13 protein-coding genes are annotated in these 11,894 nt (G+C 39.9%); 7 read left to right on the top strand and 6 right to left on the bottom strand.

Going from position 1 to position 11,894, the window contains the following annotated elements; all coding sequences use genetic code 11:
- The first annotated feature begins 155 nt into the window (after window positions 1-155).
- Window positions 156-293 carry a hypothetical protein gene (locus tag PLL47_RS13385; RefSeq protein WP_324446903.1) on the top strand — a complete coding sequence of 46 codons (138 nt, stop codon included), beginning with the start codon at window positions 156-158 and terminating at the stop codon, window positions 291-293.
- Window positions 294-433: 140 nt separating this feature from the next.
- On the opposite strand, the gene PLL47_RS13380 is transcribed toward PLL47_RS13385, so the two are convergent.
- The 3 genes from PLL47_RS13380 to PLL47_RS13370 all read right to left on the bottom strand — a co-directional run bounded on the left by PLL47_RS13380 (window position 434) and on the right by PLL47_RS13370 (window position 3,571).
- The gene (locus PLL47_RS13380; protein ID WP_324446901.1) at window positions 434-1,465 is read right to left on the bottom strand and encodes a UPF0228 family protein; all 1,032 of its coding nucleotides are present in this window, start codon (window positions 1,463-1,465) and stop codon (window positions 434-436) included.
- Between the two features lie 30 nt (window positions 1,466-1,495).
- Window positions 1,496-2,494 (bottom strand): C39 family peptidase, encoded by a 999-nt coding sequence (locus PLL47_RS13375; RefSeq protein ID WP_324446899.1) that lies wholly within the window; start codon window positions 2,492-2,494, stop codon window positions 1,496-1,498.
- A gap of 942 nt (window positions 2,495-3,436) precedes the next feature.
- Window positions 3,437-3,571, bottom strand: a complete 135-nt coding sequence (locus tag PLL47_RS13370) for an AbrB/MazE/SpoVT family DNA-binding domain-containing protein (protein ID WP_324446897.1) — start codon at window positions 3,569-3,571, stop codon at window positions 3,437-3,439.
- Between the two features lie 160 nt (window positions 3,572-3,731).
- Here PLL47_RS13370 and PLL47_RS13365 point away from each other — a divergent pair, with 160 nt between their 5' ends.
- The 3 genes from PLL47_RS13365 to PLL47_RS13355 all read left to right on the top strand — a co-directional run bounded on the left by PLL47_RS13365 (window position 3,732) and on the right by PLL47_RS13355 (window position 5,458).
- Entirely contained in the window at window positions 3,732-4,208 is a 477-nt protein-coding gene (locus tag PLL47_RS13365) for a DMT family transporter (protein ID WP_324446895.1), read from the top strand.
- Window positions 4,209-4,308: 100 nt separating this feature from the next.
- Entirely contained in the window at window positions 4,309-4,992 is a 684-nt protein-coding gene (locus tag PLL47_RS13360) for an ABC transporter ATP-binding protein (protein ID WP_324446893.1), read from the top strand.
- 10 nt (window positions 4,993-5,002) lie between these two features.
- Window positions 5,003-5,458, top strand: coding sequence for a PPC domain-containing DNA-binding protein (locus PLL47_RS13355; RefSeq protein WP_324446891.1), 456 nt, complete (start codon window positions 5,003-5,005; stop codon window positions 5,456-5,458).
- 166 nt (window positions 5,459-5,624) lie between these two features.
- On the opposite strand, the gene mreA is transcribed toward PLL47_RS13355, so the two are convergent.
- Window positions 5,625-6,014 carry an MreA family transcriptional regulator gene (gene mreA / locus PLL47_RS13350; protein ID WP_324446889.1) on the bottom strand — a complete coding sequence of 130 codons (390 nt, stop codon included), beginning with the start codon at window positions 6,012-6,014 and terminating at the stop codon, window positions 5,625-5,627.
- Window positions 6,015-6,582: 568 nt separating this feature from the next.
- On the opposite strand from mreA, the gene eno reads away from it, so the two are divergent.
- Window positions 6,583-7,869, top strand: a complete 1,287-nt coding sequence (eno, locus tag PLL47_RS13345; RefSeq protein WP_324446905.1) for a phosphopyruvate hydratase — start codon at window positions 6,583-6,585, stop codon at window positions 7,867-7,869.
- Window positions 7,870-8,249: 380 nt separating this feature from the next.
- Window positions 8,250-9,419 carry an ABC transporter permease gene (locus tag PLL47_RS13340; RefSeq protein ID WP_324446887.1) on the top strand — a complete coding sequence of 390 codons (1,170 nt, stop codon included), beginning with the start codon at window positions 8,250-8,252 and terminating at the stop codon, window positions 9,417-9,419.
- Between the two features lie 165 nt (window positions 9,420-9,584).
- Here PLL47_RS13340 and PLL47_RS13335 read toward each other — a convergent pair whose 3' ends face one another.
- Window positions 9,585-9,947, bottom strand: coding sequence for a TSUP family transporter (locus PLL47_RS13335; RefSeq protein WP_324446885.1), 363 nt, complete (start codon window positions 9,945-9,947; stop codon window positions 9,585-9,587).
- 548 nt (window positions 9,948-10,495) lie between these two features.
- Between PLL47_RS13335 and PLL47_RS13330 the strand changes: the two genes are divergently transcribed.
- On the top strand, window positions 10,496-11,149 hold the full coding sequence (locus tag PLL47_RS13330) for a hypothetical protein (protein ID WP_324446883.1): 654 nt from the start codon (window positions 10,496-10,498) through the stop codon (window positions 11,147-11,149).
- A 438-nt stretch (window positions 11,150-11,587) separates the two neighbouring features.
- Here the strand turns inward: PLL47_RS13330 and PLL47_RS13325 are convergent.
- Window positions 11,588-11,894, bottom strand: a 307-nt coding sequence (locus tag PLL47_RS13325; protein WP_324446881.1) for a hypothetical protein, incomplete at its 5' end; no start/stop codon positions are given.

The raw sequence follows: 11,894 nt of genomic DNA, 5'->3' as shown, positions 1-11,894 counted from the left end.
AAGCAAAAAAATGCCTTTCTGGAAAAGAGAACTTTTAAGACCACAGGGGAAATAAATTCCCTCTTTTTTTAGTTCTTATTTCCAATAAAATCCAGTCTTGATAAACCCGGTCCTCCTCCAAAAAATATATATCTTCAGTATTTTATTTCTCGGATGTGCCAGATCAGGAAAACTCTTTCAAGCCTCATTCAGAGGTCATAATATCGGCTTTTGAAGTGATTTGCAAGCCTATAACAAAGAAATCCTATCTGTCTCCATATGATCCTGCCTGGCTTTCCTTTAACGGACTGTAATTTACTAGAATCTCGAAAGAATACAGAAAAATAGTAACAGAAAGTGTAATTTGTTCAAGCTGGACAGTACCAGAAGTTACAAAATTACCATCTTATAAGACATTGTTTAAAATGGATTTCAACACTTTTCGGATAAGTTCTTATTGGGTACTACCACCAGTACTTACGGTCAGTATCTTCTTATCTCTTTCAAGTTCATTTTTTATTCTGAGCGCATCTATTTCCCAAATCGAGTCCTTAGCTCCATCTCTAAGAATAATATCACAATAGACGGACTTTTTGACCTGAAGATCATTTTTCTCTAGCATTGCAAGGAAATTCTTATCCTGAATAGCTTGTTCAGTTACTGTGATTATATAAAAATTTTCTTTTTTAATATCGGGGAATACAGGGAAAGTCCAATTTGTCCCTTTATTTAACTCGTATCTTACATCCATAATTTTATCTTTGTCTACTAACATGTAATATTTATCTTCAAAGTAGTCAACATTGTAATCTATACTATAGTTCATAGTCATGTTATAGTTTTCAAGAATAGCTTTAACTTCAGGTTCGGTAGTTCCATTTTCGAATTCAACAAATAAATCATTGACTTTCATTTCTTGATTTACGGTCAACACCTTCTCATTCACTCTAAGCTCATCTTTTATTCTGGGTATATCCTCATCCGGGTTCCAACTCATATATCCATCTTCAAGGTAGACATAACAGTAGATGGATTTTTTCACCTGAATATTATTTTTTTCCAGTATTGCAAGAAAATTTTTGTCTTGGACAGCTCGTTCAGTTACCGTCAACACATAGTTACTTCCTTTTTTTACAGGGATGGTTAAATTTATCTCATCAACCAATCTCTCTATATCCATTATTTTATCTTTATCTACCATTATGTAGTATCTACTTGGCATAATGTCAGAATTGTAATTTATACTATAATTTACGGGAATATTGCAGTTTTCAAGAATGGCTTTAACTTCAGATTCATTAGTTCCATCTTCAAATTCAATAAATAAGCCACCTATTTCTTTTCCTTGAACTGGTGTTTCCATATTTGGCATTTTAGTATCAACTTGTGTCTTAGGGTCAACTAGTGCACTTGCAAATAGTCCCAAGATTATTATAAAAGTTAGAACAACGATAAAAATAGCAATTCTCTTGCTTATTTGACTCAAATTTTCACCTCCTAAAAAAGAGGAGGGTTTTTAAGCCCTCACGTATATACGGTAATCTTCTGAACCAAAATCTTCCATATAAGAATTACCATAATCTTCAGGTAATGGATCGTCGATTGCCAAATAATAATCTGGATAGTCACTTAAGTATCCGCTACACACTCTGGAGTGTTCATCCCTTATACTTACAAAGGGTCTATTATTATTAATTTCAGAAACTGCGTTACTAAATGTAAACACTGAAACATATGTTGAATCAGGTTTATTTAATCCTGTACTTGGTCTATAGTAATTCAACTGGTTATTATTTAAAACGCCCCCGCCAGAAGCATAACCTGGCCCCATCTTTTGATATATGAAATCTTGGGTATGAGTTACTCCATAGTATTTAGCAATCATTTTGCCACATGCTGGAGCACAGTAATGATCATTTTCTTGCCCATATAAAGTGGTATCTAGATAATAATAACTTGTACGTGTTGGCATTATTGTTGCTTCGTCACTAAGTGTTTTAATACCTTCTTCAGTGACTGGCATATTAATATTAACTCCTTTATTAGTCACTTCACGTTCTATAGATTTAGTAAACTCATTACTATTTTGCCACTCATTTAAATTCTCGTCTATTTCATTCTTTGACTGCTGTTCATAGATTGAGCAAACTCCAAGTTTTGTTTCTGTTGTAGGTTCGTCTGGTACTACATCAAGAGTATATGCATCTACAAATATCCGGTATTCGTTTCCTGTAGTCTTATCTTTTACTATGGTCATCGCCCCAATCTTAGGATAGCTGTATACAACCATATTAGTTGATTTGATTTCTCCGGTTGGATATTCTTTTGTGGCAGTTTCTATTGACTTTTCCATAACGTCAGTCGCGTTAAACGGTATCGGGTTAAATTCTATGACTTGAATTGGTTGCCCTAGTGTTTTATTGGCTCCTACATAGATTTTACCTATTGTACTATCATTTTTAAATACTGAAAATTGATAATACAATTTTTGACCGTTTATGTCATAAAGTTCCAATGGTTTAGGATCAATAGATGCTCCTTCCCAGCTTCCAAATTTCTGCGTGTCAATTGTTATAAACCTGACAATGCGAGTATTTGCATGCTTAAATGCTTCCTCAGCAGTTATATTATAATTTTCTTCTTACTGTGCACTTACGGCTGGTATAAACACCATACCAATCAGCATTGCCAAAAAAAGTATACTTATTCCACTTTTATTACGCTTCATATTTGTCCTCCTTTTATCCCCAGGAGGCAGAATCAGGCAAGCTTAAATACACGCAAAGCTAACGTAGTCACTGCCTCTTAGGGCTTATTTTATGGAGTTCGGTTTATCGGGAAAATACTTTTGAACTCCATAAATTCCTTTTACCCGACTCCTTATAAGTTTTCTGTTCATTCCATCAAACTATCTGTTTTTCACACCCGTTTTGAATCTGAAATCGTTCCTTAACCTTTGATTGTTTGATGGTGTGGAGAGAAGATACATATATGAGGACATTGCCCTAACTCCTATTCAGGCATTCGCATCAAAGAAAAAGCATCACAACTTAGCGCAATCTAAACCGATGTGTTATTGAGCTTTACTAATCTTGGACTTATGTGCCATTATAGGCTTTTTTAGCTACGTATAGCCTCATGGTAAGGAGATCTTACATAGGCCGTTGTGATTCCATCCCTACCATCCACTACGGGGCTATAAATCATTTCATTTTATACAGTTACAGAATTAGCGCAAAAAACAGCCAGAACTTCATCACATTGTTACTTTAAAAGTTTGGAAATTCGAAAATTTTTGTTCGAACTCCCCTAATGCGGGTATTTTCTGCCCTCACTTTACAACATCTTAGAGAATTTGATGAATATAAGACCGGAAATCAAACAGTATTATTCCTAGTAATACGGATTCGTTCCCAACCCTAGTGAAAAATAGGTCTGTTTCTCATGGAACTTGTTTTTACTGTTCGGTTCTCACCTTTTCCAGTACAATTTCGCGCTCATGATGCTGCACCATGATAGCATCCCCATCTTGCCACCCAGCATCCTCAGCCAGCCGTACTGGTATCGCAATCTGCTGCGTGTCGCACATCACGACTTCGTCACGCGAATGATCATCTCCCTCAATTCTTCGGCAAGCCTCGATTCTGACAGGTGCTCCGCAATCTCTTCGGCGGTTGCTGCCACCTTTTTCGCTTTTTGGGCGTAGCGCTGGGATGCTGGTTTTGCTCATTTCCCGCCCCGGAGAAATTCTTGTGAGTTTGAGCACAGGCTCAGATTTTATAAAAGGCCTGTTTTTCGGCTTACTTTCAGGCCTCTCTTTCGGAATAACCATAATCACGATTCGCTACCTGAGGCATGACTATACAGGGATTTCCCAGACTTTCTGGCTGACCGGAGTAAGCCTTCTGTTTATGCTGCCATCCGCACTTTTAACCCCTGCATCAGTCTTCTTAAGGAATTTCAATACTCTCTTTCTCTTTGGCCTGACAATAACCTTCGCTGCCATTCTCTACCTTAGAGGAATTTCAGGCATAAGGGCACAAACAGGCAGCATTCTTGCCCTGCTCGAACCCGTATCAGGAATTTTCTTTGACACGGCAGTCCTGAAGAGTCCTTTATATATCTCGACTTTTCTGGGCTGTGCACTCATCCTTACAGCAGCTTATCTTGTGAGCAGGAACGAAACAGGGGACCAGAGTTTGCCATCTGATTTTCAGCCAGTCTTCTGACCACGTGTAATTTTAAATATGTTGTCTGCCCTGCCCAAAAGCTCTTTACTTAAGAGTCCCTCTATTTTTAAGATTAAAGTTTTGAAAACGCAGGAAAAGCATGACAGACGGAAGCCCAATTATAGAGCTTAAGAACCTGACCAAAGTTTATAAAAACGGAGTGGAATTTCGCGCGCTTGACAATGTAAACCTGAATATTAAAAAAGGCGAATTTGTTGCAATCGTAGGTCCTTCGGGTTCAGGCAAAAGCACGCTTATGCATCTCATAGGTCTGCTGGACACGCCCAGTTCAGGGACTCTCCTTATAGATGGCAGGGATGTAACAAAAATGTCGGATAAGGAGCGTTCTGCAATGAGAAACAGGATGCTGGGCTTTATTTTTCAGTATCACCATCTTCTTCCGGACTTCACAGCTCTGGAAAACGTAATGATGCCGCTCCTTATTGCGGGAAAGAACAGGGATGAAGCGAAGTCCATTGCAGAAAAACTTCTTAAAGAAGTCGGGCTCGCAGACAGGATGGACCACAGGCCAGGGGAACTTTCCGGAGGGCAGAACCAGAGGGTTGCTGTAGCTCGGGCTCTCAGCTGCTCCCCTGCAATCGTGCTGGGAGATGAGCCTACAGGCAACCTTGATACGAAAACAGGAGATCTGATCTATGAACTGCTCCGTAGATTAAACAAGGAGTATAATCAGACATTTATCGTGGTAACCCATAATGAGGAACTGGCTGGAAAAGCAGATAGGATTGTTAAAATCGTGGATGGAAAAATAACGGATCATTGAGGGGAAAACAATGGAGTACGCGAAAGGAAGGATAGGCAGGGTCTTTACCGTAAGGGTTGACCATGGAGATGACCTTATTCTGGAACTGATCAAACTTGCAGAACTTGAGAAGATTGAATCGGCTGTGTTTATGCTGCTCGGTGCGCTTAAGGAAGGAAAGCTTGTTACAGGTCCGAAAGAAAACAGAAGGCCTCCTGAACCTGTCTGGACCGGCTTTAATGATGCCCGTGAGATTCTCGGCATAGGAGACATTTTCCAGGAGGATGGAAGGCCTAAAATTCACCTTCATGCAGGAACAGCCCGGGAGGATGATGTTAAACTGGGGTGTTTGCGAGGGGAAAGTGAAGTTTTCATGGTTGTCGAGGTATTCATTTTCGAGCTGGAAGGAATTTCTGCCAGAAGAACAATGGATGCAGAGCAGGGCTTTGCTCCCATAAGCTTTATGCAGATCCCTGGTAAGGAATAATATTTCCAATAGGGTACGAATATAATAAGGTTCGGTAATTGGGCAGTTAAAGCTGAATATGATTTACGGAAAATCAGATCTAGCAGATTCCCTTATACCATTTTTAAGAAACTTATTTGCAAACTTATTTCAAACTTAATTGTTGTGGATTTAATTTGCAGTGAAGCTAATTTTGCATTATAATTTCCAGTTCCCTTAATCTTTTAAGCGCGGTCATTTTTTCGGTATTATCTTTTAAAAACTCCTCTTCGAGAATCTTTACTATTTCAGGGAACGGTACAGTTAACTGGTAGTATTTTACAGGTCTGCCTTTTCCTTTATTCTTCTTTTCGGACCTTTCATCCACCCAGCCTCGATCCCTTAGAGGGCGCATAGCTACACTCACTTCCGGCTGTCTGAGCCCGGAAACAAGTTCAATGTGAAGGGATCTGAGTTCCTTGCAGTCTTTTAAACATACGATTGCGGTGGCCTCTGTCCTCGGGAGTCCCAGGCTCTGGAGCATATCAATAATTGAATACTCCTTTTCGGTTAAATTAACTGGAGAATCTTCGGTCATCGAGAATGAATAATACTTTCAGGTTTATATATTTTATGTAGATAAAATTAGTTTTTTAAATAAATTGGGTATTGTAAGCAAGTAAAAAAGGTATCTAACCCTAGTAAGGCTTTTTCGAGAGAGTTTTAGTATTAAAGACTGAGGGAATAAATCTCTAGAAAAAAATGAGCTTTGTAGTTTTAACCAAAACCTTTAAAGCATGTGTTTGCAGGAATAAACATCTCTCAGGCAGAAAATAGGCTTCACGGAAATAAGAAGACAGGCTCTGCTGCTACAGGAGACTGAAGTCCCAGAAAGCTGAAAATAAGTCTTTCCGACAAATGAATAACAAACTTTGAACCTGTCAATATCTTCAATCCTTTAAACGGGAAGATTTGCTCTGAAAAAGATGAATCAATTCTTAAATACAGGCATAAATCAGGCAAATTTATTCGTTCTAACCGGATAAAGAATTAAATACAATTCGGACATGTAACGCTTAGATTAACTGACACTTAGATAAACTAAAAGTCAAGTTCAAATAACAGAATATATGTATAGATAGTCAGAGATTAGAAAGGGTGAAATGATGTCGTATATCGGTTTACAGCAGGATTCTGGAGAATATAAGATCCAAAAGATACATGCTCGGGAGATCCTGGACTCAAGGGGAAATCCCACTATTGAAGTTGATGTGTTTACACCTAAGGGATTTGGCAGAGCAAGTGTCCCTTCAGGAGCTTCCACGGGTACGAACGAAGCCCTTGAACTGCGCGATGCAGACCCCAACAGGTACGGAGGAAAAGGAGTCCTGACCGCAGTCAAGAACGTAAATACCATTATCCAGAAGGAACTGCTTGGGCTTGATGTGCGAAACCAGCGGGAAATCGATGAGCTTATGATAGAGCTCGATGAGACCGAAAACAAATCCAACCTTGGAGCAAACTCTATTCTTGGCGTATCCATGGCAGTTGCAAAAGCTGCAGCAGATTCCCTTAACATGCCCCTTTACCGCTATTTCGGCGGTTCTAATGCTTTTACCCTTCCTGTGCCCACAATGAATGTCCTGAACGGAGGCAAACATGCAGGAAACGAGCTTGCAATTCAGGAATTCATGATTCAGCCCAAGGGTGCAGAGACCTTCTATGAAGCCCTTCAGATAGGGGCTGAGATCTATCAGGTCCTCGGGAAATTCCTTGAGAAAAAATACGGGCGCTCTTCTACTAACGTGGGCTATGAAGGAGGATATGCTCCCAAAATGAGCGAGTCCACAGAAGCCCTTGATGCTCTTGTTCAGGCAATTGAAGAAGCAGGCTATACCGAGTCCGAGGTTACAATAGGGATTGACGCCGCAGCAAGCGAGTTCTATGTAGATGAATTCTATAATATTGACGGAAAGAAAATGACTGCTTCGGAACTTCTTGACTACTATGTAGAGCTTGTAAACTCCTATCCCATCCTTTCTATTGAGGACCCCTTCTATGAGGAAGCCTTCGAAGACTTTGAAGCCCTTACCAATGAACTCTGGGACACGATCATCGTAGGTGATGACCTGTTTGTCACAAATATTGAAAGGCTCTCAAAAGGTGTGGACATGGGAGCAGCAAACGCCCTTCTCCTCAAAGTCAACCAGATCGGGTCAATCTCCGAAGCCTTTGATGCCGCAAGCATGGCTTCCAGAAACGGCTACACCGTAGTCGTAAGCCACCGTTCTGCTGAAACCGAAGACACAACCATCTCAGACCTCGCAGTTGCAATAGGAGCTGAAATGATAAAGACCGGAGCTCCGGCACGCGGCGAGAGGACTGCAAAGTACAACCAGCTTCTCAGAATAGAAGAAGACCTGGGCGAAGTTGCACATTACGTGCAGCTCTAACCCTTTTTTAAATCAATTTTTCTAACTTTAATTCTTTTTTAACTTTTTACTAAATGTTATCTTTTCCATTACTTTTTGACATTTGAACACTGTATGAAATGTCTCCCCCTTCTTTCATGAAGTTATTTTTATTCCCTGAAGCCGATTTTTTAACTCGTTTAATATCGGAAACATTATTAAGTTAGTCCTCTTGAACGGGCGAAGCGAGTAAAAAGGACCGCAGGCTCCCGAATCGCAACTCGAGTGGCGCAACTCGGGAGCTGAATCAGAAACAGATTTATATCAGCCCCCTGAAAATGAATACAGAAGTGACTGAAACTTTGAAGGTATCAGGTTGCCTGAAAACTCTGTAGTCTGGCAAGGTCATGGAGTTAATCCGGATGTATGAACTGAAAATCGCTTTGAGGCAGGTATTATCCAGAAAAAAGCAGACCCTTTTTGCTATACTTGCTGTTGCTCTGGCAGTTGCCGTGATCACTGTGATGATGGCAATGCTTACGGGTTTTCAGGATGAGCTTGTGACCTCGAGCATTGAAAATAATCCCCATATAGTAATCAGTCCTCAGGACGAGAAAGAAGAGTTCATCCATCTTTACAGGCATACCTCATCCCTGATTGCTGAAAAGGAAGGAGTTGTAGCAGTATCTCCCAAATACCTTGGCCAGGCTGCGCTGGAGTACAGGGACAATGCCGAAGGTGTTTCGCTTCAGGGAGTTGACCCTGAGGCTGAAGAGAAAGTTATGAGGGTAAATGAGGACGTTGTAGAAGGAGACCTCATGACCCTTGTCCATACAAGATATGGGATTCTGCTCGGGGATCAGCTTGCAAAAAATCTGGAGGTCCATGTAGGAGATAGGGTGGATGTGGTTTTTCCGGGATCTCAAACAACTTCTTTTAAAGTAGTTGGGCTTATTCATACCGGCACTTCCGCGGACGAAGTAACAGCCTATGCAAGGCTTGACTCTGTGCAGGACTTTTTTAACGAACCCGGAGTTGTGAGCACCATAGGAGTCAGGGTTGCAGACCCTTACCAGGCAGATGCTATTGCGGGTTCGATTGAAAGAGAAACCGGGCTTGATGCTGTGAGCTGGAGCGAGGCAAACGCTGAAATACTGAGCCTCCTTGAGACCCAGATGGTATTCGTAAATATTTTTTATCTCCTTATCTACGGGATTGCAGGCTTCGGGATTGCAAATACCCTTATTACCATTGTTGCCCAGAGGACCAGAGAAATAGGCATTTTGAAAGCTATGGGGGCTTCTCAAAAGAGCATAATGGTCGTATTCATTTTCCAGTCAATGATTCTTGGAGCCATAGGCCTTATACTGGGTACTATTCTGGGTTACGTTGTGACCATTGCACTCCAGAACTATAAAATAGAAGTCCCTCAGGAGATGTACTTCGGGCTTCAGACTCTTCCGCTTGAGGTGGAACCGCTTAATTTTGTGTATGCAGCTTTTTTTGCTCTTATTGTCAATATTCTCTCAGGAATTTACCCCGCAAGGAAAGCCGCAAAACTTGACCCGGTAAAAGCTATTGAAAGTGCCTGAGAAGGATGGATTAAACTTTAAATAACTACTGTATGAGCAATGTCTGCCTCTTTTCTTGCTGCAAGAAATCTGGACACTGCCAATAAAATCTGGACACTGTTAATAGAACCCAGTTAAGAAGATTGATATCTCTCAGGGAATAAGAAGAAAGTGTTTAATAATTGCTTATTTTCCAAAAAACGTTTTTATTCCTATCAAAATGACAAATATTCCAAAAGCTTTTCTCAAAACATCAAGCGGAAGCGAGTTTGCGAATTGCGCTCCGAATTTTGCACCAATAACCATTGCAAGACAGATGATTATACCTGCATATAAATCAGTGTTTCCTCGTTTATAATATTCATAAAATGCAAGTATTCCAACCGGGGGAAGAAGCGCAACCAGCGAAGTTCCCTGGGCTTTCAGCTGGGAAAATCCTGCTAAAAACACCAGTGAAGGAATGATTATAACCCCCCCACCAATCCCGAATAGTCCGCTCAAAATGCCTGCTACAATACCAATTATTAAATAAGCTATTATATCACTCATAAAGCCACACACTCCAGATTACAATATATAGGGATCTGCATATAGGTTCTGCAGGAGTCGTTTTCAAATCCCAGTTTTCAATCTTCTTTTCTGGATATAAGATAGTCCTTAATTTTCGGGATATAGGATAATCCTTGAATTAAGAATATTGATGGTTAAGAATAAGTCTAAGATTAAAAACAGGTTTCAGATTTCTTACTACACCGGATTTGGGGCTTATTTGAGTCAATAATATCGTACTGGAAATACGCAGTACTGCCGCTGGTCGTAAGGCGAAAAAATCCAAAACTTGCAGAAAGGTCGTACCTGACAGGATAAATCATGACTTAAAAGGGAAACTGTTTTTCTTAAATAATTTGCCCTTGAAATATCTGGCTGCCATTTTTCCTGCGCAACAAATATTTAAAATGAGTTATAAGTTATTAGAGTTATAATTTCTGATTCAGAAGCAGGTTCATAAATTATTTATTGCTGCAAACTTTTTACCGTTGCAAGTACTGACCAGCTTTATAATTTGTATACCATAACCGGGTTAAAGAGGCGCTTTTATGATAAAAATCGAGTTACACGGCACATACAACCTTTATTATGCGATTCTTGGAATGCGGAACCCCATGAATTCCTGGCACCTTATGGACAGCAGCGAGCCTGATCAGGCAGGGAACTGCACACTCGGGGAAAAGGACCTTAACCTTGCCCAGCGCCTGACTCTTGCAGGAAACGAGCACGGAAAGTTTCTCCGGTTCATTACAGTCTGTTTTGATCTTACAGCTCCACTTTACTGGTGGAAAGAGTTTGACACATACAAATTCACGGAAAAGAATTCGACTTCCACAATGCATAAGCTGACCAGCAGGGATCTGGCTCCGCATGACTTTTCCTTCGATACGATGAATGAATACAGAAACGCTCAGATCCGCCACCTTAACGACCTCATCAAGGCTTACAAATCGCGTGAGGGAGACAGTGAAGAGGATAATGCGTACAGAAAAGCGATTTTCAGAGAACTTGTCCAGGACCTTCCGAGTGCTTACATGCAGAAAAGGACAGTCATAACAAACTACGCCGAACTCAGAAATATTTATTTCCAGCGCCGCCACCACAAGCTTGATGAGTGGAGGGAGTTCTGCGGCTGGATGAAAGAAAAACTTCCATATGCTGAAGAGCTTATCTGCGTGGAAAAAGATGAAGCTAAAAAATAATAAATGAAGCTAAAAAACAGTTTTTTTGCGGGGTTTTAAAAGACCCTGCTTTGATATCTTTCATTCTCTTTCTTCAGATGCCCTTCAATTTTCACAATTTTTCCTGCCATTGTTTTTTCTGAATATCACCTGGTTACTCAAACATTTCCCAAAGCTTCAGTTGAGATAATAAATGCAGTTTTTCAATAATTCTCCAAAAACAATAGCAAGAATATGTTATTTTTATGAGGACGTCTGCAGAATGTCGGCAGGATTTACACACTTGAGATCTAAAGTCAAGTGCGTAAGTCCTAACGAATATATATTGAATTCTATTTTTTTCATTTGACATGAAAGTCTGAAGGAATTGTTTTGAAGTACGAGTTTGTGAAAATTCAACATCGTAACTTTTGTTAACTTTCAGACTCTTTAAATTCTTCATTTATTTCTTCAGTGTCTTTACACCTTTTCAGTTTCTTCATTTACAGTTCCAGCTGGTTCATTTCCGTTATCTGAACATTCTTCATCTTCATTTACATTTTCAGTTTCGTCATTTACATCTTCATTTACATCTTCATTTACATTTTCATTTACATTTTCATTTACATTTTCAGTTTCGTCATTTACATCTTCATTTACATCTTCATTTACATTTTCATTTACATTTTCATTTACATTTTCAGTTTCGTCATTTACATCTTCATTTACATCTTCATTTACATTTTCAGTTTCGTCATTTACATCTTCATTTACATCTTCATTTACA

This window comes from Methanosarcina sp. (genome assembly GCF_035390745.1).
Lineage (GTDB): Archaea > Halobacteriota > Methanosarcinia > Methanosarcinales > Methanosarcinaceae > Methanosarcina.
The sequence above is the reverse complement of the archived record's forward strand: the minus strand, read 5'-3'. Positions and strand labels throughout refer to the sequence as shown.